The organism is Kitasatospora sp. NPDC088346 (assembly GCF_044740765.1).
Lineage (GTDB): Bacteria > Actinomycetota > Actinomycetes > Streptomycetales > Streptomycetaceae > Kitasatospora.
Window position 1 is genome coordinate 50642 of sequence record NZ_JBIURH010000031.1, and the last position, 21654, is coordinate 72295.

At 73.1% G+C, this 21654-nt stretch carries 26 protein-coding genes, 1 tRNA gene and 1 pseudogene; 24 read left to right on the forward strand and 4 right to left on the reverse strand.

The window, feature by feature from the left end; all coding sequences use genetic code 11:
- Positions 1-35: 35 nt before the first annotated feature.
- The 21 genes and pseudogenes from ACIOFR_RS29885 to ACIOFR_RS29985 all read left to right on the forward strand — a co-directional run bounded on the left by ACIOFR_RS29885 (position 36) and on the right by ACIOFR_RS29985 (position 16687).
- A complete protein-coding gene (locus ACIOFR_RS29885; RefSeq protein WP_401002336.1) occupies positions 36-575 on the forward strand; it encodes a hypothetical protein in 540 nt (179 codons plus the stop codon).
- A gap of 182 nt (positions 576-757) precedes the next feature.
- Positions 758-1273: pseudogene (locus ACIOFR_RS29890) on the forward strand (DNA cytosine methyltransferase); the annotation flags it as partial.
- Positions 1274-1397: 124 nt separating this feature from the next.
- The gene (locus ACIOFR_RS29895) at positions 1398-1730 is read left to right on the forward strand and encodes a hypothetical protein (RefSeq protein WP_401002371.1); all 333 of its coding nucleotides are present in this window, start codon (positions 1398-1400) and stop codon (positions 1728-1730) included.
- Between the two features lie 381 nt (positions 1731-2111).
- Positions 2112-2720 (forward strand): DUF4913 domain-containing protein, encoded by a 609-nt coding sequence (locus tag ACIOFR_RS29900; protein ID WP_401002337.1) that lies wholly within the window; start codon positions 2112-2114, stop codon positions 2718-2720.
- A gap of 17 nt (positions 2721-2737) precedes the next feature.
- The gene (locus ACIOFR_RS29905; RefSeq protein ID WP_401002338.1) at positions 2738-3097 is read left to right on the forward strand and encodes a hypothetical protein; all 360 of its coding nucleotides are present in this window, start codon (positions 2738-2740) and stop codon (positions 3095-3097) included.
- 49 nt (positions 3098-3146) lie between these two features.
- Positions 3147-4073 carry a winged helix-turn-helix transcriptional regulator gene (locus ACIOFR_RS29910; RefSeq protein ID WP_401002339.1) on the forward strand — a complete coding sequence of 309 codons (927 nt, stop codon included), beginning with the start codon at positions 3147-3149 and terminating at the stop codon, positions 4071-4073.
- A gap of 8 nt (positions 4074-4081) precedes the next feature.
- Entirely contained in the window at positions 4082-4930 is an 849-nt protein-coding gene (locus ACIOFR_RS29915; protein ID WP_401002340.1) for a hypothetical protein, read from the forward strand.
- Positions 4927-5376, forward strand: a complete 450-nt coding sequence (locus ACIOFR_RS29920; RefSeq protein ID WP_401002341.1) for a hypothetical protein — start codon at positions 4927-4929, stop codon at positions 5374-5376. The genes ACIOFR_RS29915 and ACIOFR_RS29920 overlap by 4 nt, the downstream gene beginning before the upstream one ends.
- A 45-nt stretch (positions 5377-5421) precedes the next feature.
- The gene (locus ACIOFR_RS29925) at positions 5422-6645 is read left to right on the forward strand and encodes an MFS transporter (RefSeq protein ID WP_401002342.1); all 1224 of its coding nucleotides are present in this window, start codon (positions 5422-5424) and stop codon (positions 6643-6645) included.
- Positions 6642-7331, forward strand: coding sequence for an HAD family hydrolase (locus tag ACIOFR_RS29930; protein ID WP_401002343.1), 690 nt, complete (start codon positions 6642-6644; stop codon positions 7329-7331). The genes ACIOFR_RS29925 and ACIOFR_RS29930 overlap by 4 nt, the downstream gene beginning before the upstream one ends.
- Positions 7328-8131, forward strand: a complete 804-nt coding sequence (locus tag ACIOFR_RS29935; RefSeq protein WP_401002344.1) for a hypothetical protein — start codon at positions 7328-7330, stop codon at positions 8129-8131. The genes ACIOFR_RS29930 and ACIOFR_RS29935 overlap by 4 nt, the downstream gene beginning before the upstream one ends.
- Positions 8128-8670 (forward strand): hypothetical protein, encoded by a 543-nt coding sequence (locus ACIOFR_RS29940; RefSeq protein ID WP_401002345.1) that lies wholly within the window; start codon positions 8128-8130, stop codon positions 8668-8670. The genes ACIOFR_RS29935 and ACIOFR_RS29940 overlap by 4 nt, the downstream gene beginning before the upstream one ends.
- Before the next feature lie 34 nt (positions 8671-8704).
- On the forward strand, positions 8705-9634 hold the full coding sequence (locus ACIOFR_RS29945) for a DUF4259 domain-containing protein (RefSeq protein WP_401002346.1): 930 nt from the start codon (positions 8705-8707) through the stop codon (positions 9632-9634).
- Positions 9635-9850: 216 nt separating this feature from the next.
- Entirely contained in the window at positions 9851-10405 is a 555-nt protein-coding gene (locus tag ACIOFR_RS29950; protein WP_401002347.1) for a hypothetical protein, read from the forward strand.
- The gene (locus ACIOFR_RS29955) at positions 10402-10809 is read left to right on the forward strand and encodes a hypothetical protein (protein WP_401002348.1); all 408 of its coding nucleotides are present in this window, start codon (positions 10402-10404) and stop codon (positions 10807-10809) included. The genes ACIOFR_RS29950 and ACIOFR_RS29955 overlap by 4 nt, the downstream gene beginning before the upstream one ends.
- A gap of 206 nt (positions 10810-11015) precedes the next feature.
- The gene (locus tag ACIOFR_RS29960) at positions 11016-11606 is read left to right on the forward strand and encodes a hypothetical protein (protein WP_401002349.1); all 591 of its coding nucleotides are present in this window, start codon (positions 11016-11018) and stop codon (positions 11604-11606) included.
- 39 nt (positions 11607-11645) lie between these two features.
- Positions 11646-12566 (forward strand): hypothetical protein, encoded by a 921-nt coding sequence (locus ACIOFR_RS29965; RefSeq protein WP_401002350.1) that lies wholly within the window; start codon positions 11646-11648, stop codon positions 12564-12566.
- Positions 12567-12595: 29 nt separating this feature from the next.
- On the forward strand, positions 12596-14071 hold the full coding sequence (locus ACIOFR_RS29970) for a DUF317 domain-containing protein (protein ID WP_401002351.1): 1476 nt from the start codon (positions 12596-12598) through the stop codon (positions 14069-14071).
- Positions 14072-14444: 373 nt separating this feature from the next.
- Positions 14445-15230, forward strand: coding sequence for a DUF317 domain-containing protein (locus tag ACIOFR_RS29975; RefSeq protein WP_401002352.1), 786 nt, complete (start codon positions 14445-14447; stop codon positions 15228-15230).
- A gap of 27 nt (positions 15231-15257) precedes the next feature.
- Positions 15258-15830: a hypothetical protein gene (locus tag ACIOFR_RS29980; RefSeq protein ID WP_401002353.1), complete on the forward strand. Its 573-nt coding sequence runs from the start codon at positions 15258-15260 to the stop codon at positions 15828-15830.
- Between the two features lie 38 nt (positions 15831-15868).
- Positions 15869-16687 carry a DUF317 domain-containing protein gene (locus ACIOFR_RS29985; RefSeq protein ID WP_401002354.1) on the forward strand — a complete coding sequence of 273 codons (819 nt, stop codon included), beginning with the start codon at positions 15869-15871 and terminating at the stop codon, positions 16685-16687.
- A gap of 104 nt (positions 16688-16791) precedes the next feature.
- Here the strand turns inward: ACIOFR_RS29985 and ACIOFR_RS29990 are convergent, their stop codons facing one another.
- A complete protein-coding gene (locus tag ACIOFR_RS29990; RefSeq protein ID WP_401002355.1) occupies positions 16792-17814 on the reverse strand; it encodes an HNH endonuclease in 1023 nt (340 codons plus the stop codon).
- A gap of 211 nt (positions 17815-18025) precedes the next feature.
- On the opposite strand from ACIOFR_RS29990, the gene ACIOFR_RS29995 reads away from it, so the two are divergent.
- Positions 18026-18403 carry a DUF317 domain-containing protein gene (locus tag ACIOFR_RS29995; RefSeq protein WP_401002356.1) on the forward strand — a complete coding sequence of 126 codons (378 nt, stop codon included), beginning with the start codon at positions 18026-18028 and terminating at the stop codon, positions 18401-18403.
- Positions 18404-18773: 370 nt separating this feature from the next.
- Entirely contained in the window at positions 18774-19169 is a 396-nt protein-coding gene (locus ACIOFR_RS30000) for a hypothetical protein (protein WP_401002357.1), read from the forward strand.
- Positions 19170-19265: 96 nt separating this feature from the next.
- On the opposite strand, the gene ACIOFR_RS30005 is transcribed toward ACIOFR_RS30000, so the two are convergent.
- The 3 genes from ACIOFR_RS30005 to ACIOFR_RS30015 form a co-directional block, all read right to left on the reverse strand.
- Complete coding sequence (locus ACIOFR_RS30005; protein ID WP_401002358.1) at positions 19266-19445, reverse strand: hypothetical protein; 180 nt, start codon at positions 19443-19445, stop codon at positions 19266-19268.
- A 238-nt stretch (positions 19446-19683) separates the two neighbouring features.
- Positions 19684-20238, reverse strand: a complete 555-nt coding sequence (locus tag ACIOFR_RS30010) for a hypothetical protein (RefSeq protein ID WP_401002359.1) — start codon at positions 20236-20238, stop codon at positions 19684-19686.
- A gap of 343 nt (positions 20239-20581) precedes the next feature.
- Positions 20582-20947 carry a hypothetical protein gene (locus tag ACIOFR_RS30015; RefSeq protein ID WP_401002360.1) on the reverse strand — a complete coding sequence of 122 codons (366 nt, stop codon included), beginning with the start codon at positions 20945-20947 and terminating at the stop codon, positions 20582-20584.
- Positions 20948-21539: 592 nt separating this feature from the next.
- Between ACIOFR_RS30015 and ACIOFR_RS30020 the strand changes: the two genes are divergently transcribed.
- Positions 21540-21613 (forward strand) — tRNA-Met (locus ACIOFR_RS30020).
- Positions 21614-21654: the final 41 nt, after the last annotated feature.

Genomic DNA, 21654 nt, shown 5'->3' on the forward strand with positions numbered 1-21654 from the left:
ACGACCGCCCCGACCTGATCCTCCTGGCCGACTTCATGGACGAGGCCGCGGCCTCCTGGTCCGAGTCCCAGGACAACGCCGACCTGCCCTCTGCCGGACTGGTGGCCCTGCAACTGATCACGCTGCGCACGATCCGCACCGCGCTGCTCCAGGCCGCCTCCAGACAGCCCGACCCGTACGCCGCCCCGGAGGACGCGGCTGCCGCCCGCCGCAGCATGCTCGCCGTCGCCCGCGCCTCCTCGTCGTCGGCCCTCGCCGACCGCCACCTGTGCGAGGTCATGGAACTGGCCCTTGCCCAGCAGGGTCAGCCGACGACCGAAATCGCCGTCGGCCACGCCAAGTGGCTCTACCGGGACGCCACGAAGGCCCTCTCCTCGGCCTCCCTCCACCTGCGCCAGCACATTCAGCCGCCCCGCGCCGCCCGCACCCGCCCGGCACCGGCCGCCACACCGGACAAGCGCGCAGCCGCCGCCCGACTGCGGACCTCCCTGCGCCTTCCGTTCCGCAAGAACCGCTCCACCGACCCGTCACCCGCCCCCGCGCCCACCGCACCACCGGCCCCGCGGCACCGCTGACCTCCCCCACACACCTCCTACCGGAGCCCTCTCCTGCCCACCTCCTCCCTCTCCGTCGAAGAGCAGTCCTCCCTGCTCCACACCGTCGCCACCGCTCTCGCCGACGCCGCCCAGTGCCTCGCGACGAGCGCCGCCCACCGCGACCCGCTCGCCGCCGCAGCCACGACCGCCCGGAAGCCCCGATGACGGGGCCGGACGGTATACGGATCGGCTCCCTGTGCTCGGGCTACGGCGGACTCGACCTCGGCATCCAGTCCGTCGTCGGCGGCAGCATCGCCTGGCACGCCGATCCCGCCCCGGCCGCCGCCGCGATCCTCGAACACCACTGGCCCGATGTCCCGAACCTGGGCGACATCACGAAGGTCGACTTCAGCCAGGTCGAGCCGGTGTGCGTGCTCGTCGCCGGATTCCCTTGCACCGATGTGAGCGTGGCCGGTGCCAGGGCGGGGCTCGCCGAGGGCACCCGCTCGGGCCTGTGGCACACCATCGCCCGCGCCATATCGATCCTCCGACCCTGCCTGGTGATCCTTGAGAACGTCCGCGGTCTGCTGTCCACCCCCGCCAACGCGCCCTCCGACGGCGACGTGGAACCGTGCCCGTGGTGTCTGGGAGACACCGGCGATGAACATCATCTGCGGGCACTCGGTGCCGTACTCGCAGACCTGGCCGACGCGGGGTTCGATGCGAAATGGCAGGTTCTACGCGCCTCCGACGTCGGAGCCCCCCACCGCAGGGAGCGCGTCTTCATCGCCGCCTGGCCTGCCGACCCCACGGGCGAGGGACTTCAAGGGTCCGGACCCCGGCAGGGAGGACCTCGGGCATGTGGTCACGCTGCTGCTCACCCCGACCTCGAACCTCGGCAGCATCGGCGGCTCCCAACACCCGGACCGGCGCAAGGCCGGCGGCCACGGGCCGAACCTCTCGGACCTGGTGGAGCATCTCCTGCCGACGCCGCGGGCCAGCGACGGCACGAAGGGCGGCCCGAACCAGCGAGGGAGCAAGGGCGACCTCACGCTGCCAAGCGCCGCAGCGCGGCTGCGTCCGACACCAACAACCCTGGACCGGACGGTGTTGGGGCGCCGGACCGGCAGCACCCCGATGCCGCTGCCGGGGCAGACACGGCTGCCGATGGACGGCGCGGATCCGCGCGGCTGAGCCGCTGGGGTGCCTACGCCCCTGCCATCGGCCGCTGGGAGGCCGCCACCCGCCCGGCACCCGAACCGGTCGATTCCAAAGGGCGCCTCTCGCCGGTATTCGTGGAATGGGTCATGGGCCTCGAAAAAGGATGGGTGACGCAGATCACAGGCCTTTCCCGGGCATCCCAGCTCACCGCCCTGGGGAATGGCGTGGTCCCCCAACAGGCTTCACTGGCAGCCGAGTTGCTGACCCCTGGAATTCCACTGTGCGGGAATCATCAATTCCATTCCGCCTGAATTCCCGGCGCCCATACACCACCCGATATCTCCCGCACAAGGAGTTGGCCGGCGGGCAGAGTCTTGCCCATCGACGAACCCCCCGATCTTCCCGGAGCCGCCCTTGACGCCCCCCGACCCCGCCGACCTGCCCGGACGCCCCGGCGTCACCCCGGAGACCCTCGCCGAGTGGCGGGCCACCCTGGCCCGGCTCCAGGCCGAACGGGACTCGCTCGCCGTGGTCGCCGACCGGCTCTCCGAGGAGTACGAGCCGCAGGAGACCGACGAGGTGCCCGACGGCGAGGCGTCCGACGACGCCCCGGACACCGGTCCTCTGACGATCCTGGCCTTCGACGACGACGCGCTCGCCGCCGAAGTCGCCACGATGGTGCCGTGGGTGGACCACATCCTCCTCGCCGTGTACGGACAGGAGATCACCTCCGGCCGGCCGTGGTGCACCCGCTGGCCCGAGCACGACGAGGCCCTCGCCCGCATCCACCACTGCTGGCTGGCCTGGCAGGAGTTGACGGACGCCCGCTCCGGCGCCACTGGTCCGAGCGTGTGGCAGCGCGACCACCTGGAACCACTGCTGCTCAAACTCCGGTCCCCGGACGGCCCGTTCGCGGCGTGCACCACCAACCCCGACCACCTGAGCCACCGCCTGTTGCCCGCACCCGTCTTCACCGACCCCGACTCCCTGCCGCAGCCGGGAGTGCCCCGCCCGCCCGCCTAGACCTAGGACCACGCCCCGTGACCGCCGCCGCGATCCTCGACTTCGACGCCCACCCGGCGGCGCTCACCGACCTCGGCAGCCTCCCCGTCGCTCTCCAGGACGCCGCAGTCCACCACCTGCGCCGCCTGGTGACCTGCCAGCAGCGCGGACCGGCCCTCGGGCGGCGCGGCCTGTGGGACCTGACGGGATGCCGGAAGGTCTACCTCGACGCCGACCGGTGCTGGCGCCTGGTCTACCAGGAGCGCCCGCCCGCCCCGACCTCCCGCTCCGGCGGCGGGATCTACCTCGTGGCCGCCGGCCCCCGCAGCGGCCACCAGGTCTACAACGCCGCGGCCCGCCGCCTGCAACTCCTCGGCGCCACACGCCCCGCGGCCTGACACCCCCGCGCCTGCCCGTCGCACGACCCATCACCGCGAAGGACCACGCATGCCCGCCTCCACCTCCGTCGTACTCACCCGCCCCCAGGCCCAGCGGCTGCAGAACGCCCTGTCGATCCTCGGCCCGCAGAACACGATCTCCGTGCTCCGCCGCCTCAAGCGCAGCGGCGACACCCTCCCGGTCACCGAACTCGCCGAGCAGACGCCGTGGATGAGCGAGGGCCAGCTCGCCTCCAGGCTGGCGGCAATGGAGGAGGACGGGCTGCTCACCCGCAGCAGCGGCGCGGCGGGCACCGCCGTCACTCTCACCCGCGCCGGCCGCGAGGCCCTGTTCGTCCAGATCCCGTTCACCCAGTGGGCCTCCGCCCACCAGCAGGCCCCGCAGACCGGCACGGGCCTGGGCGCGTACACCGAGCAGGCGCTGGCCACGCTCAACCGCACCCACAGCGTGGCCACGATCATGGCGTTGGCGGCGGAGGGCGAGCCGGTGTACCCCTCCGAGATCCTCGACACCACGCTGCCGGCGGGCATGCACCCCGGCAACCTTTACCAGCGCCTCGCGCAGTTGCAGGAGGCCGGGATCGTCGAGCGCACCGGCACTGCGCGCAACTACCTCTATGGGCTCACCCCGGCCGGACAGGCGCTGTCCGAACCCCTGAAGGCCCTGACCAAGTGGGCGCAGCGCCACCTGCCGCCTGCGGACCGCAGCTCCTGGCCGGCGCACAGCACCAGCACCCGCGTCCACGCGCCCGCCGAGCCGGCCCCCCGGGCCGTGCCCGCCCGGTCGGTGGCGGGCACGCCCGCGCCGTTCCACGCGGCGGCGGTGTCGCCGTCCCCGGCCGAGCGGGCATCGGTCCGCGCCCAGGCCGCCTCCTTGCGCTCCGTCGCCGCGGCGCTCGTCTTCAGTCACGAGCCGGCCCCGCAGCCCGCGCCGCCCACTCCCGTCGCCAACTCCACTGCCGCCCAGCGGCGCTGAGGACTCGCATGGAACCCCTCTCCCTTCCCGCTCCCGCGGACAGCGCGGCCCGCAAGCGCCGCGCCGCAACCGCCAAGGGCGTCCCTCCCGGCACCAGGCCCTACGTCCGGCCGGACTGGCAGCGCGGACACCTCGTCGGCGTCCGCCCTGCCTACCTGGCGCTCGCCACCGCCACTCCCACCGCGTCCGCCCGCCGTGTCCTTCGCGACGCGCGGTGGGACCCGCTACCCGGGGACGGGGCTGAGGGCTTCACCCGGGGCGGCATCCGGATCGTGCTCGCCACCACCGAGGCGTTCCAGCAGCAGGATGTGCTCCACGCCGAAGGGCCCAACTGGCGGGTGGTCCTGAGCGCCGGAGCACCCGACGAGATCACCGCCGCCGTCGCCGAGGCCCTGGTCGAGGCCGCCCAGGTCGCGGTGGACGGAGCGCCCGACCGCGCGGACATCAGCAGTGCCATCGACGACCTCGCCGAAGCCCGCTGGAGCGGCACCGATGCATGGCGCGGCACCGACATCGTGCGAATGGTCTCCCCCGACCGGCTCGCGGAGGTCCTGTGCATGCCCCGCGCCAGTGCGTGGCTGGTCACGGTCGGCATGGACGGAGAGGGTTGGGAGGCGGCGATGGCGGGCGACTGCCCGGACATCCTCGTCGAGGCGCTCGTCGGCTTCCTCGCCTCCGAGTCCCCCGTCCGACGGCACGTCGGCGACCTGTCCGCCGGGATGCACCGCCACCTCGACATCGGCCCGGACCCCGACCGGGCCGCCCACAGCGCCTCTCCCGCAGCCCGGGCCGCCGGCCCCTGCGCCCCCGTCGTCGCACCCGCCACCCCCCAACCGACCGTCCGGAGAAGCCGTTGACCACCGCCGACCAGCGCGAGGCGACCGCACTGCTCACCGCCGACCTCGCGGAGGAGTCCGAGCAGGTGCAGGCCCTGGCGCGCACCCTCGACCTGCCGCACCGCGCCGAGGACCCGGCACTGCTGCTGAGCCGCAACCTCCTGCACGTCCTGGTGCACCTGGCCACCGTCGCGGCCTCCGCCGCCGCCGTGGTCGACGCCGGCGGGCCGCCGGGCGCGGCGCACCGCACCGCCCTGTCGCGGATCGAGTCCGCCCTGCAGTCGCTGCTCTCCGCCGGCGGGTCGATGACCACCGTCCTCGACCAGCTCGCCGACCGCGACAGCGGGATCACCGACACCGCCGGGCTCGTCCAGGCCGGGCGCCTGCGGGCCGCAGCCCTGCTCACCAGCGCCGCCGCCCACCTCGGCGCCGCCGCCGCCGCGCTGCGCCGGGCCCCAGGCACCTGAGCCACCGCCCGCCGATCCGCCCTGTCAGGAGACACCTCCTCCCGCATGCCCCTCACCCCCGCCCGTTCGTCCCGCCCGCGGATGCGCGACGTTCTCGCCCGACCGCACGTCGCCGCCATGCTCGCCGGCACCCTGGTGGGCCGCCTGCCCACCGCCATGGCGCCGATCGCCCTGCTGCTCGCCGTCCGGGCCGACGGCGGCCCGGTCCTCCTCGGCGGAGCGCTCGCCGCCTGCTACGGCCTTGCCGCCGCTATCGGCCAGCCCCTGCTGGGACGGCTCGTCGACCGCACCCTCCTCGCTCCCGTCGCCGCCGCGTCCGCCGCCGTCGCCGGCGCCGCGTTCACTGCCCTGGCGCTGATCGGCTGCGCCGACCACCCCATGGCCGCCGCCGCACTCGCCGTCCTCGCCGGCGCCGCGACACCGCCGCTGGAGGCCGGGCTGCGCGCCCTGTGGCCACGGCTGGTCCCCGACCCCCGCGCCCAGCACGCCGCCTACACGCTGGACTCCGTCAGCCAGGAGACCGTGTTCGTGACCGGCCCGCTCCTCGCCACCGGCCTGTGCCAACTCCTGTCGCCCGCCGCTGCGCTGGCCGCGTGCGCACTGGCCGGTGCCTCCGGGACCCTGGCCGTCGCTCTCCGGGACCCGGCCCGCTGGGCGCCGAACCGGCGGCGCGCCGGCCACTGGGCGGGCCCGCTCCGCTCCCGGGGCCTGCTGCTCCTGCTCGCCTCCATGACGCTGCTCGGCGTGAACCTGGGCGCGTTCAACGTGCTTGGCGTCGCCCTCGCCGACCGGCACGCCAGCGGCTGGCTCACCGGACTGCTGCCCGCCGCCCTCGCCGTCGGCAGCCTGATCGGCGGCCTCGCCTACGCCCGCTCGCCCTGGTCGATGCCGCTCGCGCGACAACTGCTCTGCGCCGCAGGCGGGTACGCGATTCTCTTCGCGCCCCTGGCGTTCACCACGCTGCCCACCGCGCTGGTCGCCCTGAGCGCATGCCCCGGCCTCTACCTCGCACCGCTGCTGGCGAACGCGTTCATCCTCTCCGACCGCCTCGCCCCACCAGGCACCGCCACGGAGGCCGCCGCCTGGGTGATCGCGGTCATCGGCGTCGGCCAGGCCCTGGGCACCGCGCTCGCCAGCCGACTCGCCGAACACGGCCCCACCGCGGTCGCCTCCGTCCCAGTCCTCGCCGCGGCCCTCGCCGCCGCCGTCCTACTCGCCCGCACCGACCTGCTCGCGAGCACCGATACCCCTCGGGAGAAGTCCGCTTGACCCACCGCATCACCTCACCGGTCCGCGTCGTCTGGGACTGGAACGGCACGGTACGCGACGACGTCGCCGACCACGTCGCCGCGCTCAACGCCACTCTTCCGGCCCTCGGCGGCCGGCCCGTCACCGTCGAGGACTACCGCGCCAAGCACCGTGTGCCGATCCGCGCGTTCTACGACGAGCTGCTGGGGCGCGCGATCACCGACGCCGAGTGGCAGTCCAACGACGCCGCGTTCCTCGCGGTGCTGGACGCCCGCCCAGTGCGGCTGCGCACGGGCGTACGGCAGTTGATGATGCAACTGCGTGCCCGAGGCATCGGCCAGTCCCTGCTGTCCCTCGCCCCGCACGACCGGCTGGAGCGCGAGGTCCACCGCGTGGGCATCGGCGCGCTGATGGACCGCATCGACGGCCGCCACGGCCCCTCGGTCACCAGCAAGGCGCCGTCGCTGGCAGCACACCTGCGCGCGCTCGGCCCCGACACCGACCCGGCCGGGGTAGTCGTGATCGGCGACAGCTGCGACGACGCCGTCGCAGCCCGCGCCGTGGGTGCCTTCCCCGTGCTGCACACCGGCGGCCTGCACAGCGCGCAGCGGCTCGCCACCGACGGCGCACCGCTCGTGAACACCCTGGAGGAGGCCGTCGAGATCGGCCTGGCCGTCGTGTCCGAGCGTGTCGGGGCGCGCGCGTGACCCGGCCCGACGAACCTGCCCCCGCCGTACCGGCTGCAGAACCCACGGCGGTTGGCACCGCCCTGGTCCTGCAGGCACTCGGAGTCGACCGCCTGGTCTCGATACCCGGCTGGCACGACGACGAGGACACCCCGCTCGGCCACCTTGCCGGCAAGGTCCGCAGCACCGCCAGCCGCCTCGACCACGTCCAGCGCAACATGGTCACCCTGGCCACCTCCATCCGCCGCGACATGCAACGCGTCATCGACGGCCACGACGTCGACCTGCCGCAGACCCACGGCCTGATCGGCAGCAGCGCCCTCTCCCTCGACCTGCTCTGCGCCCGGCGCGCCGAGCTCTACCAGCACCTGGACGCCCTCACCCAGCTCCACAAGATCCTTGCTGCCAACCGGCCGCCCGCTCCGCCCGTCCAGCCGGAAGGGCCCGCCACCGCCCGCACCGCCAAGGCGACGCAGCACCCCGCCAAGCTCAACGAGGCACAGCGCAAGGCCCTGGAAGCCGTCGCCCGGGGCCGGGTCTACCTCCAGACGAGCAGCCTTCGCAGCAGTGCGCGCGTCACGACGTCCGAGCCCGTCAGCGCCGTCTCGGTCACTGCCCTGATCAAGCGCAAGCTCGTCGAGGCCGACACCCGCACCAGCCTCTACCAGGGGCAGAAGCTGCGCCTGACCCCCGCTGGCACCCGCCTCCATGCCGCGGTCGTCGGTGCCGCCAGTCAGCAGGCCTCCCCGGTCGCCGCCGCGGAGCGCGCGGCCCTGGTGCCGGTGGCCGGCATCCAGCAGTTCCCCAGGGTGGGGCGATGAGCACCGCTGCGACCCGCGGCCCGGCGCCCGCCCGCCAGGTCGACGGCAGACCCGCCTTCGCCGGCCGGCTCATCGTCCTGGAACGCCTGGGCATCGACACCTACGGGCTCGAAGATCGCCACCCCGAGCCCGGTGAACTGCGCAGCCTGGCACGGGCCCTCGCACGTCACGCACAGCGTGTGGACGATGCCGACGACGAACTGCGCCGCGCTGCCGACCTCGTGGTCAGACGCGTGACCCGCAGTCTGAACGGCGACCACCGCGACGTCGACTCCTGGGGCCTGCTGCGCAATCTCGGCAACGACATCGAGACGCGTGCCGCGCGCTACCACCTTGCCGTCGAGCAGCTCGGCATGGCCGTCTTCCTCTACCGGGAGGCGGCCGAACGCCCCGACACCGCTGCCGACAACGCGCGCCGCGAGGCCGCGCTGTCGCGCACCGGCGCCGCCCCCGCCGCACCTGCCGCCGACCACCTGCCTTCGCGGTTGCCGGCTTCCGGCCCGCCCGCACCCACCAGCACCGGCGGTGTGCGCCGCTGAGCGCGCGCCGCCCACACCGAGGAGGATCCACCCGTTGGGCACCTGGGGCATCGGCCCGTTCGACAGCGACCACGCCGAGCAGTTCGGCGACGAGGTCGACCACGCCCTCCCCGAAGAGCGGCACACCGTCATCGAGGGGCGTCTTACCCGCTACCTCGCCGGCGGCCAGGGCTACCGCCTGCGGGACGAGGCCATCGCGGCGGCCTTCCTCGTCGCCGCCCACTACCCGGGTGGTGCGGACGCTGTCTCCTCCGGCTACCGCCCGACGCAGCCGGTCCCCGACCTGCCGCAGCGCCTGCGTCCGATGGCGGCCCGGGCCCTGGACCGCGTGCTCGCCGCCGTGCAGTTCGACATGGACGCGTGGAACCGCGCCGGGCAGCGAGAGGTCGGCGAGCAGTGGTTGGAAGGCCTGGAGCGCCTGCGGACCGTCCTCGACCCGGACACCCCGTACACCGTCGCCTATACGCCGGGCCCGCTCCTGCGGCACGAGATCGGAACCGGCAGAGCCCTCCGGGAGCTCGGGGTCGACCGGATCCGCGCGCTTCCGGGCTACGGCGCCGACGGCGCCGCCGGACAGCTCGTGCGCCGGATCACCGAGGCCGCCGCCGAGCTGGACCAGGCACACAAGGACGTCCAGGCCGCCGCGCACCTCTCGCTCCAGGCCCTGGACGCCGTGCGAAGCCAGCTCCACGTCGTGGCCCTCGGCGCCAGCGGCGAGTTCCACCCGCGCGACGTGCCCGCCTATTCGGTCTCCCCGGCCCTCGGCCCGGCCATGGCCCAACGCGCCGACCGCCACCGCCACCTGACCGCCCTGCTCGACCTGTACCGGGCGACGACCGCCCCGGCGCAGGAGAGTCCGCGGACCGTCGCCGCCCGCACACGCACCCCCGCCGCGGCAGAAAGCCCCTCCGCCGCCTCCCCTCCGCCCCCGACCGTCGAACCGCGAGCAGCACGGAGCCGATGAGCCCGGCGCCGCAACCGGTCGCTGAGGCCCGGCTTCGGCCCCATCCTGCCTCCGCCCGGCCCGATCCTTGGAGACCACCTGGCCAGCAAGCCCACCCACCACGCCCAGCAGGCCCTGCAGCTGCTGGCGCCGCCCGGCACCGTCCGGGTCCTGCTCGCAGTGAACTACCACGCGGACCCCGCTGCCCGGGACGCCGGCCCGCCCGCCACGGACAGCATGGACGACACCGAAGTCCGCCGGCACCTGCAGCGGCTGCAGGACGCACGGCTGCTCGCCCACACCGGTGAATACGACATCAGCCGGCAGTCAACCACCACGGCTGCCCGCGAGCTGTGGCCGGTCTGGCTCTCAGCCCTCCGAATCTCCTACGCCACCGCCCCCGAACTCGCGCAGGATCATGTCGGGATCACCCTCGAGCGGGCGCTGGAGATCGCCAGTCGTCCGGCCGCCCTGGACGCGGTCTCCACCATGCAGCGGATCCCTGGCCCGCTCAGGGCAGCTTCCCACGGCTTCGCCCGCCTGCTGGACACCTTCAGCCGGACGAATTGGGACGGGGAGCAGCCCGACAACCGGACATTGGTCGAGTTCCTCGGGCACCTGACCGACCTGCACACCGCCCTCGGCGACTGGCACCGGACCTACTTCCCCGCCGACCGGGTGTCTGCCTCCACTGCGCGGAGCCTCTCCCCGGCCAACACCGACCACCCCTTGCCACCGTCGAGCAGCTCCCCTGCTCCCGGGACCGCTCAGTCCCGACGCACCGGCCGGTGAACGGCCCCGAGCACGGCGGGGCCGACTTCGGCTTGGCGGGCCTGGAGGCGGCCGGTGTCGACGACCTTGCGAACGCCCGGATCCTGCTCGCCAGCGACCTCGCCTTCGCCCAGGAGCACGAGCACGGCCTCGCCGCGAGCAACTTCCTGGGCACCGGCCCGCACAGGGTCCTGGCCGCCCGCATCACCCGCGACCAACAGGCCGGCACCTACACCGTGCGCCTGCACCGCGCCGACGACGCCTGGGAGGCCCTGGCCTGGCTGCGCCGGGCAGCGGACCTGCCGGCCACGACCGCCAGACGCTCCGCCGCCCTCGCCCGCAGCCGGCGCACCGCACCGGCCCCCCTGGCGGCAGCGCCCCGCTCCGCGACCGACCAGCCCCGGACCCCCGTCCGACGGCGCTGACCGACCACCACCGGAAGACCCCCGCCATCCCGACACACCCCAGCACTGCAGCCGACTTCGGCATCGGCGACCTGGAACCCGGCAACTCGGCCAGCGAGCACACCGCCGACTATCTCTGCGTCATCGCCACCGAACTGATCACCCTGTCCGACCAGCACACCGCCGAGCAGACCAGCAGCTTCTACGTCGCGTTCGACACCGCCAGCGTGTGGCAGGACGTCCCGGGCCTCGCGTCCCTGCGGGCCGTCCACGTCGAACGCGACCGGACCGCAGGCGTGTTCACCATCGAATCCGCCCCCTTCCCGCTGGTGGCGATGGCCGAGGGCTGGCTCGTCGACCGCGGGGCCGAATCCGACAGGTTCACCTCCCGCACCCCCATCGGGCCCGCCGACCGCGAGACTCGGCGCATCGAGAACCTGCTGCGCGAGACCGGCTCCGAGCGCTTCACCGTCCACGACGACTACACGTACACCACCGAGCCGTACGACATCTGGGTCATCGCCACCGACACCCGCACCGACGACCCACAGCTGCCGGTACGGGTCTTCCACGAGCGGCGCCAGGTCGACGACGACACGTACACCCTGCGCGAAGGCCACTTCCCCACCGTCGAAGCCGCCCGCACCTGGACCCAGGACCCCGACGCACCGCTCCCGCAGCCGCGCACCTCACCGAGCGCCCGCGCCGCAGCAGCCTCCCGCGGCAGCTCCCGCAGTGCCGCGGGGCCCGTCGTCAGCACCGCGCCCACCCTTCGTCCCGCCGCGCCCCCGGTCCCGGACCGCACCCGCACCCGCTGACCCCGCGCCGTCGCCACGATCAGCCCGTAAGGCCACACCATGACCACTTCCCCCACCGCAGCGCCCGGACGGCACAGCCTTGCCGCGTTCACGGAGGCACTCGCGTCCCGACTGCCCGACCGGTGGACACCGTCCACCACCCCGCTCACCACCAGCGACGCCCGCAACTACGTGCACGCCAGGCTGTGGGACCTCGCCCACGCCTCCTGGGCTCTTCAGACCGTCGTCTACGACCACGCCGGGCTCCTGCGCGGCCCCGGCGGGCGCGAGCTGCTCGTCCTGCCCCGGCCCCACCCGCACACCAGCCAGTACATCGTCGCCGCTCTGCTGCCCGAGGCCCTCGGATCCGCCTACGACCACGCGGACCTGGCACCCCACGGCATCGCGGTCGACCCGGACCCCGCCCGCGCGGCCTCCGCCGTCACCGACCGCCTCCTGCCCCGCTACGACCGGGCAATCCGGCAACTGCTCGCAGGCATCGACTCCGTTGCGGACCTGCCCTTCACCAGCCACGACAACGACTCCCCCGTCCTGCGCCACGCCGTGCGCACCCTGCTGCTCGTCGCCGAACTACGCCTCTCGGACGAGTCGTACGACGTGGCGCAGGCCCTGGCCGGTGGCGCCGAGTACGTCTGCGACCGTGTCGAACTCGACTACGACATGGCACCGCTGGTCGAGGCCGCCGCCGTGCAAGCCCTCCTGTCCGCCGCAGGACTTCACGCCGGTTCACTGTTCGACCCCGGTATCCCCGCCCAGCTGCGCCGGCTGTCGGCCCGCTCCCCGGCCGAGCAGTACGCCGTGCTCCGCCGTGCCGCAGAGTCCCTCGCCGAACCTGCGCCCTCCCCGAGACCCGGAGCCGCCCGCTCTCGCACCCGGATCCTCTCCACGAGCCCGGCAGCCGCCGCGCTCCCTGCGCGGCCCACGGCACCCGCTTCCCGCACCTCCGTGCCCGGCCGCTGACCGCCGGGCCGATCACCAGAAAGCCCCGCGTGCCCACTGCCCCCGCCGACCATGTTCTCGTCCGCCCGCTCCACCTGGCCGGCCGCGGCACCCCCGACTTCGGCCTCAACCTCGTCACCCACTTCGGCTGGCGCGTCCCCCCACCCACGGACGACGACGAGGTCCTGCTCGCCAGCCCCGACGGCCAGGCCCATCTCGCCTGGCGACCGGCAACGGGTCAGTGGGACGTCACCGTGCCGAGCCGCCACTGGACCCGATCCGGGTGGAAGGCCACGTTCGACGACCATGCACCGTCCGAGATCGCCGCGGCGGTCCTCTACGCCCTCGCGCAAGCCCTGCAGCACCAGCCCCAGGAGGTCCTGTACGCCATGCCCGGCCAGGACGCCGCACTCGGCGTCCTGGGCAGAGCCGGCTGGGCACCGCAGCACCGGGACGGCCACGAGGTCCTGCTGGCCCCCGACCGCCTCGGTGCGCTCACCCGCCCCCTCGGCTCCGACGACGCCCCCACCGTGCTGACCGGCGCGGCCGAACGGGGCACCTGGACCATCACCTTCAGCTCCCGCACCCCCGCTGTCCTCCTGCAGACCGCCGCCGCCACTCTGCTGCGGCCAGCCGTCCGGCCTCTCGACGAACTGCCCACCGCGCACAGGCTCAGGGTCTCGACCGCCCCGGCGCCGCTGCGGACCGCGCACCGCGCTCTCGTCTCGCCACGCCACCTGGCGGGCACCGGCACCGGGTCCACGCCCCTTCCAGAAGCCTCCGCCCTGTGGCACCGGACCCGGCCGGGGCGCGTGGAGAGCTCCTGCGGACGGGCACTCGTCACTACTGCTCCCGGCCAGGACCTGAAGGTGTCCGCAGGCCCGCAGGGGCCGGGACACCGGCTGGCCTGGACCACGGAGTTCAGCGGCGCCGTACCGTCCGAGATCACCACCGCGTGGCTGCGGGACCTCACCGACTCGCTGACCGCCGACATCGACCTCGACACCGACGCCACGGTCGTCCCCGGCCCCGGCATGAGCGTCGGCGACGCGATCGAACCACTGACCGCAGCCGGATGGATCACCCACGCCGACGACGCCGACCTGCATCTGGTGGCGCCCGACGGGCACGCCACCGCCCGAATCACCCACGGCCTCCTCACGCCCGCGACCACCGTCTCCGACGCTCTGGCGCACACCACCCACTGGGGAGCGTCCATCGACGTCACCGGTGCGCCGGGCCACCACTGGCGTATCGGCCTGTCCTCGCTGACACCCCTGCACCTCGTACGGGCCGCGGCGCTCGCCGTCACCGACCCGGACCCGGTCGTCCGCCGTCCCGACCGGATCCCCGCCCAGTTCCTCGGCGCCGTGCACATCGGCCCACCCGCCACCGCGCGCTCCCCGGCCACCCTGGCCGCCCGAAGCCGCAGCACCGCCCCGGTCTCCGCAGCCCCCCGGGCGTCCACCACGGCCGTTCTCTCATCGCCGACGCCCGACCGCACCGCCCGCCGCCCGGGGCGCTGACAAAAACTCCAACATCCCGCTCTCCCCGGAGGCCACCCTGCACTCGCCACCGGCGCCCGGTCCAAGCCCTGCCCCCGACATCTACACCTACGGACGTGCAGCCGCCCGCGAAGTCCTGCGCGAGGCCATTTCCCAGGCCGACATCCTGGACAACGCGTACCGCCTCGCCGACCACGCCCTGCCGGTGCCGGATCCCGGCGACGGGGACCGGCCCAGGACCAGCACCTCCGTTCGCGCGCGGGCAGCGCTCGCATCCCCGGCCCGGCCAGTCCCGGCCGTCCATCCTGGCGCGGCACCGCCCGCCACCGCTCCCCCCTGCGGCACCGCGAGGCAACGCCCGGTGAGCGGTGACGATCAGCAGCGGGATCGCCGCGTGGCGGTCGCGCCCCGCTACGTCGCAGGCTGGAACTCGAACTACCACCAGCAGCTGCGGCATCTGCGGGAGCAGTACGGCTGGTCCCTGGCTCTGCAGAACCGCGGCGAGGATGCCCGGAGCCCGTGCTCGACCGCGCGGGTCTTCGACTTCCGGTGGGCCACCCGCGGTCCGGCCCTGACCATCGAGGTGACCGCCGACGATCACAGCCCGCTGTGGAACGCGGCCATCAGCCGCAACACCCCGGGCGAGATCCTCCTGCCCGTCCTGACCGCTGTGGCCACCGCCGTGCGCGACGAACCGGCCGGTCACCACGGCCGGCCACGCCCCTGCACCATCGCCCCCGACGCCTTGGAACCCCTGCCGGGTTGGCGGCTCTCCCACGCCGCCGGCTCCTCCTGGATCCACGAAGCCCCGGACTCCCTCGCCTGCCTCGTGGTGCGTTCCACCGCCTCCGGCCCCTCCGACCAGGAGGCCGGATACAGCCTTCACGGCGGTCCCGGAGACAGCCCTCGCAACTGGACGGCCCGGTTCTCGCCCACGACCCCGCCCCGGATCGTCGCGGCGATGTACCAGGCCGTCGCCGCCCCCGAGCCACTGGTCCGCTTCCCCGAGGACGTGCCCCCGCACCACTGGCCCTACGCGGTCGTCACCGCGCTCGCACCGCCCGAACCGGCCCGCTCCGCTGCCGCAGCCCTGCGCAGCAAGGCACCACCGCCGCGCCCCGCCGTGGCCACCACCGCAGCCGGTAGCCCTCCGCCCAAAGCGCGACACCGGACCCGTTGAGCGACAAGGAGACCCGCAATCCCCAGCATGTACCGCGCCATCCAGGCCGCCGTGGCCGTCGCCGTAGTCGAAGAGGCCGCCCGAGGGATCCAGCAGGCCATGGACGCCTGGGACGCCGTCAACGACTCGTTCTGCGACGACAGCGGCGCCATCGTCGACACCGAGGGCTGGGGCGCCCGCATCGTCGAACGCGACCTCGCCGCCTACCAGCACTTCACGCAGATCCTCACGTACGGTGCCGCCTTCCTCTTCCACATTCGTCCCGCGACCGAAGCCCCCGCGCAGGCGGACCTCCTGAAGCACGGCAGGAGCGAGCTGTTCGGCGCCTATGTCTCGGCCCACGCGACCATTCGCGACAACTCGCACCTCCAGCGCTCCCTGTCGCGCGAGGAGACCGCTGCGGAGGTGTGGCACGAGATGACCGTGTGGGCCTCCCACACACCCACCATGATCCGCGCCTACCGCCGGGCCGCCTCCGTGCGGGCCCTCGCCACGCACCCGACAGCGAGGCGGGCAACAGCCGGCCCGCCGACCGCCGCTCCCTCTCCCCGGCCGGCCTCCAGCACACCGACGACACCGCCCTCCAGGAGGCTCCCCTGACCGCCCCGGCCCCCGACCCGTCCTCCCCGCACCACCCGTTGAACGCCTCGCGGGAGTACCACGTCGCCCCGCGCCACCTCGCCCCCGGCGCGGGTATGCCCGACACCGCGTTGCAGCGCCTCGCCACCGCCCGGTGGCTCCACGGTGGCGACGACGTCGCCAACGTCTACCTCGCCAGTCCCGACCTGCGCATCCGCTTCGGGTTCCTCCCCGAGACGCCGGGCCCGCTGTGGAAGGCCACCGCGGCCGGCGACCCGTTCCACGGAGAGGCCGCGTGGCTCGTCACGATGAGCGACCACACGCCGGCCGAGATCGTGGCCGACTTCGCCAGCGCTCTCGCCAACGTGCACGCAGAGGGTCCTGCGGCCTACCTGACGGACAACCATCCGGTCGCCTTCGGCGAGACCCTGGTCGCCGCGGGCTGGAGCACCGTCGAGGACGAACGGCTTCCCCACGCATTCTCGCAGTCCCCCGACGGCTACGCCGAGGTTCACCACATCCCCGGCGACCTGGACCGCGCGAGCGAACTGGCGGGAACCAGCGCCCGCTGGATCGTCAACGGCGGTACGGACGAGCAACGCTGGTGGATCACCGCGTCATCCGCCACCCCGACGCGCCTGGTCGTCGGCCTCTACGGCGCCGTCGTGAACCCGGCCCCGGTCCGCCGCGAGGGCAGCGATCTCAGGCATGTTCCGGTGTGCGCCACCGTGACCCCGGTCGCTCCCGTACGCGGCAGCAGCCGTGCACTGGCAGCCCACGCCGGCTCCCCCTTGATCCGCTCGGCCCAACCCTCCGTCTCGGCCCAGTCCGGCCCGGCCTTCGTCCGCGGCGGGATCCGACCGGCGTTCTCGCGGTAGGTGAACCGGGCGTCCTGCCGACGGACTCGGTCGCAGTACTCCGACGACTCTCGCCTCCCCCCGATCAGGGGACCGCCCTCCGCCCGGGCTGCCGTCCCGGTTGATCAGAGCAGGGAGAAGGTGTCGAGCTTCCACTCGTCGATCAGGCAGTCCCCCGCTTCGAGGCCGGACAGCGCAGCGGCGAGGTCCCAGAACATCGAGGTCGAGAAGCTGCCGGCGACCACCACATCACCTTGGAGATCCTCCAGCCCGTCGCCCCGTGAATCGCTGCGCGTCAAGGACGCCGACAGGCTGCCCTCGAAGGCTCCGCGGACGGTGAACTCCACGAACCGGCCTTCCCGCCGGAAGTCGAGCGATTCCACGTCGACGACGAACCAGTCGCTCACGGGCGGGCCGGCGCAGAACGGGTTGTCCTCGTGCAGGGACTGCAGGTCCTTCACGACGCGTGTGTCGACCTCGCGCAGCAGTTGTACGACGGGCCCCCGCAGGGCGGAGCCGAGATCTGCCTCGCAGACTTCCGCGAGCAGAGCTTTGGCCGTCCGGCCCCGCTCGTCGAGGGAGACGTTGACTCCTTGCTCGGAGCCGTACGTGTCGACCTCGATCTCCAGCCGTTCGAACGACAGGTGGTCCGCCGACCCGCCAGCCATCGCCAGGATCTGGACGACCGCGGGGGCGAGTTCCAAGAACTCCTCACGGGCCTCCCGTTGGCTCAGGTCCGTCGTGATGACCTGCAGCAGGTGTTCGGCGACCTTGCCGGATCGGCCGAACCCCTCCACGCGTGCGACGACGGCAGGACGGTACTTGGCCGCCCTGTCCAGCTGGATCAGGACGACCGGCGCGTCGGAGGTGGTGTTGGCCTTGCCGGCCGGCCCGTTGCAGGGGGCGCAGATCGGCGCGAGGTTGTGCGGGTCGTGCAGGTCGAAGCCGTCCGGCAGGCCGAAGTGCCCCTTGAGGTGGCGCAGTCGGCCGTCGGAGACATCCTTCGCGATGATGTGGTCGATCTGGCAGCTGTCGAACTCCACCGGTTTCCTGCACAAGTAGCACTTGCGCTTCCACGCCTCCCACAGCGCGAACCTCAGCGCCGAGTTGTCGCCCGGGCCGTAACGAACGCTGCTCGCCCTTCGCATCAGGCGTTCCCCTCCCTCGGTCGGACCAGCCCCCGTTGTACCGCAGCCCGCCCACAACCACCGCTGCTTTCGGCCCACTCCGCACCCGGCGGAGGGCGCCGTCACGTGCCGCCCCGCAGTGCGACAACTGCCCACGCCCGATGCGCACTTGGTGTTCGCCGGGGGCAGACACGATCGACTACGCAAAGCCCCTGAACCCAAGGAAACATGGATGTCTCCCCGCAAACAGGAAGGCAACCACGTGACCGTGGCGACCACCGCCCCGACCGTTCCCGGCCTCAAGCCGGGCGGTCCGGTCGAGCACCGGACCTGGCTGGTCGGACCCGGCAGCCCGTACCTGATCTCCGACGTCCTCGCGGCCCGAGGCTGGAGCTGGGTCATCGACCCGCGCGGCAGCCTCCATGCGGCCAGCCCCGACACCGGCGTCTACCTCGGCTACGCCCCCGACGACCCGAACGCCGACACCTGGACCATCGCCGTCACCGGCACGGCCCACGCCCCCGGCTGGAAGGCGACCTTCGACCGCGAGGCCCCGGTCGAGCTGGTCATCGACCTGATCACGGCGCTGCACGACCGCCCCGCCCGCTGAGCCTCGCGAAGGAGTCCGCCATCACCTCCAGTTCCACCGCACCCGGGGCCGACCTCGTCCTCCGCTTCGCCTCCGTCCGCTACCTGGCAGTCGTCGGCACCGTCTCCACGGCCGCCACCGCAGCCGTCTGCGCGGTCCTCGACCTCGGGCTCCTGGCCTTCGCGCTCAGCCTGACCTGCGGCCAGCAGATCGCCCTCCAGATCAAGCTCCGGCGGCTCCAGAGCGCCGTGGTCGCCGCGACAACCACCGCCCGGATGCCGCAGCAGCGCGGCCCGTCAGACTAGCGGTGCCGGGACCGGGGATCGCCCGCCCCGTCCTCCCGCTCCGACCGCTCCCGCGCCGACCGCTCCCTCGCCGATCCGGAGTCGCCGTGAAGTCCTCCACCCGCCCCCGCCCGTACAACTTCGCCGTCAGGGCAGCCGTGCTCACCTGGGTCTGCACAAGCGCCACGACCGCCGTCGCCTGCGCCGCCGTCGTGATGTACGACGCCGTCCGGTACCACCATGTCGCGTCCGGGCAGTGGACGGTCATGGCCCTCGCCGTCTTCAGCCTCCGATTCGCCTCGTCGTGCTGGGACAAGGTCACCGACGCCGATGTCCTGCACCGTCTTCGCCTCCTCGACGGCCCCTGCGGCGCCGGTGCCCTCGCCCGCCACCTGGGCCGCCGCCGTGGCCCGGTCCACCTGAGCCTGCACCGTCTCTCCCAGGCCGGCCTCGTCGCTCCGGCCGACTCCGTCGACGGCGTAGTCCGTTACACCTCCCGCTGACCGGAAGTCAGAACACGCAGGGCCCGCACCGTGGGTGCGGGCCCTGCGTGTTTGTTCCCGTGGCCGTCCAGGTCCGGCCCTCTCGTCGCGCTCGCCTCAGATGCCGGTGCCGAACGCTCGGTGCGCCGTGCGTCCGATGCGGCGCACCAGGGTGCTCGGCTTGAGGTGGCGCTCGGCGCGCAGGAGGAAGCCGACTGGGGATCCGCCCATCTGCTCCGAGCGAAGCCCGGACGCCGTCTGGCGGGCGGTGACGCCGAGCACCGCGAGGCCGGACACCGCTACCGGCGTGGCTCCCCGCCCCACATGCCGACCACGCCGGTGAGAGCGGGGGCCTGGAAGCCCAGGGGCGCTGGTGAAGACCTTCAGCTCCGGACGGCCGAGGGTCATCACCGGCCCCGCGGGTCGTCGGATCGTCGGACGCTGTCACCTGACGGCACGTCCTCTCTACGCTAGGCATTGTGCCGTAGAGCGGCGAACTGGCGAGACGAACGGGAGTTCGGCGATGGATGTCTCATCAGGCTGCCGGAACGGCCTCTCCGGAATCGTCGCTTGACGGAATCGGGTTCAGGAGCGCGAATAGGCGTTGCCGGTTTTCTGCCAGGTGGCGGACGCGGTGACGCCTGGTGCCGAGGAAGATCCCGTGCACCAACTGGTACACCTCGCTGACCTCGCGGGCCCGCTCGTCCTCCGGCAGCTCGGAGAGCCACAAGCCGCGCGCTCGGACGGACGCTCCGACAAGGAGGCCCGGGAGGTTGAGTGGGCTGGGATAGGTCAGCGCGTACCGCTCGGCGTTGTCGACCAGGTAGATCGTCGATTCCTCGACCTGCATCGACCAGCGCGCGCGCTCGGCCATGATCCGACCGCGCAGCGGCTCCGGGGTATCGCCCACGGGGGTACCGCAGAGACGGGCGGTCGCGCCGATGACGGTGAGGACGTGGCTGGTGAAGGTGTCCCGGTCGGCCCACGCCGCTTTGATCCGGACCGCCCGGGCTTCGAGGCGGGGGCTGAATCGGGAGACGGCGAAGGTGGTGACGAGCACGGTGAGGACGCCGATGATCAGCGTCCGCATCCAGGGGTCAAGCCAGGTGGTCAAGCCCGTGTTCTCCGGACGTCGGGGCCCCGTCGGGCCAGTGGATGGCCCGACGGTATCGCCGGTGGGGCACCGGCCGCCAGGAGCGGGGGAGCCCGTGCTTCAAAGGCTCCCCGCCCCTGGCGTGGTCTGGCGATACCCAAAGGATCGAACCAAGAAAGGGTCTTGGTCCAAGATCCGCAGACTGCACCGGGGCTGTCACGAAGAGGGCCGACAGGTCCTTCTGGCCCCCATGACGAGCCGGGTTGCCCTTCGGCGGTACAGGCAGGACGGCAGCAGACGCCGGTCCTGCCTAACGGACAGCCAGGAGCAGCACCGCCCGTTAGGCGAGATACGCACCTCGGAAAAGTCCGTCGAACCCGAGCGCGGCGTACATGTCCTCGAACGACTCCCACTCCTGCTCGTCGCCACTCTCGTCACGCGAGCCCTCGACGTCCGCGGCCTCCAGGTCCCGCTCGCGCCACTCGTGCGCGCAGCGGCACCGGACGAACACGAGGTCGGGGTGGACGTGGATGAGGAGCCAGTCGCGTTCGCCGCCGCAGTTGGCGCAGGTGATGAGGATCCCACGGGGGTTCAGCGGGCCGGGGTGGGGGACGGCGAGGGTGGCGGGGGCAGACTCGGACGGCTGCGGCTCGTGGCCGAAGCGGAAGTGGGTGTAGCGGTCGTCGCCGGCGTCGGACGTGGTCAAGGAGCCCCCAACTCTCGTGATGTATAGGGTGAAATGCCCAGAGAGCGAATCTTCTTCCACTTTTGTCCAATTTCGCGAGGTGATCCGCATCACCTGGATGCCGGTCAGGGTCGTCGGACGAGAAGGCTCTCGTTCCAGCGAGGCGGTCGGTCACGTCGTTGGCCTAGGGAGAGCCCGGCGGAGGTGAGGGCGGCGACGACACGGGCGGCGAGGTGGTGGCGTGATGGGGAGCTCTCGGTCTGCTGGCCGAGCGCCATGCAGACGCGCTGAAGTCCGTCCTTCTGGAGGGTGGCAGCCGCCAGCACGTTGCGCAGGGCCGTCGCGAGCGTGCGGGCGTCGATCTACTGGGAGTCGAATCCAGGGACCTGGGTGGGCTATTCGTGCATGCGGCGCACCGTCAGCGCGACGGTGGCGTTCCACCAGGTCGCTTCGGAGACGGCGATGGCAAGCGGCTTGTCAGCCGGGGACCAGTCGTCCGGGAGTTCGCTCATGGGGCCTGGTGGCGCGCCAGTCGCTGTGGTGCACGGGTTTTCCTGGGCGGAGTATCGCGTTTCTCCCGTAGCCCGGGGTGGCGTACAATCGGGTTCACCGACGCGGGGTGGAGCAGCTCGGTAGCTCGCTGGGCTCATAACCCAGAGGTCGCAGGTTCAAATCCTGTCCCCGCTACGACGAAGGCCCGGGGCCGCGCACAGTGTGCGCGGCCCCGG

Excerpts from the sequence above, each read along its gene's own strand:
- ACIOFR_RS29885 (WP_401002336.1), top strand. The coding sequence starts at position 36 with ATGGACGAGGCCGCGGCCTCCTGGTCCGAGTCCCAGGACAACGCCGAC.
- ACIOFR_RS29995 (WP_401002356.1), top strand. The coding sequence starts at position 18,026 with ATGTCTCCCCGCAAACAGGAAGGCAACCACGTGACCGTGGCGACCACC.
- ACIOFR_RS30010 (WP_401002359.1), bottom strand. The coding sequence starts at position 20,238 with ATGCGGACGCTGATCATCGGCGTCCTCACCGTGCTCGTCACCACCTTC.
- ACIOFR_RS29980 (WP_401002353.1), top strand. The coding sequence starts at position 15,258 with ATGTACCGCGCCATCCAGGCCGCCGTGGCCGTCGCCGTAGTCGAAGAG.
- ACIOFR_RS29990 (WP_401002355.1), bottom strand. The coding sequence starts at position 17,814 with ATGCGAAGGGCGAGCAGCGTTCGTTACGGCCCGGGCGACAACTCGGCG.
- ACIOFR_RS29940 (WP_401002345.1), top strand. The coding sequence starts at position 8,128 with ATGAGCACCGCTGCGACCCGCGGCCCGGCGCCCGCCCGCCAGGTCGAC.
- ACIOFR_RS29915 (WP_401002340.1), top strand. The coding sequence starts at position 4,082 with ATGGAACCCCTCTCCCTTCCCGCTCCCGCGGACAGCGCGGCCCGCAAG.
- ACIOFR_RS29925 (WP_401002342.1), top strand. The coding sequence starts at position 5,422 with ATGCCCCTCACCCCCGCCCGTTCGTCCCGCCCGCGGATGCGCGACGTT.
- ACIOFR_RS29965 (WP_401002350.1), top strand. The coding sequence starts at position 11,646 with ATGACCACTTCCCCCACCGCAGCGCCCGGACGGCACAGCCTTGCCGCG.
- ACIOFR_RS29950 (WP_401002347.1), top strand. The coding sequence starts at position 9,851 with ATGGACGACACCGAAGTCCGCCGGCACCTGCAGCGGCTGCAGGACGCA.
- ACIOFR_RS29910 (WP_401002339.1), top strand. The coding sequence starts at position 3,147 with ATGCCCGCCTCCACCTCCGTCGTACTCACCCGCCCCCAGGCCCAGCGG.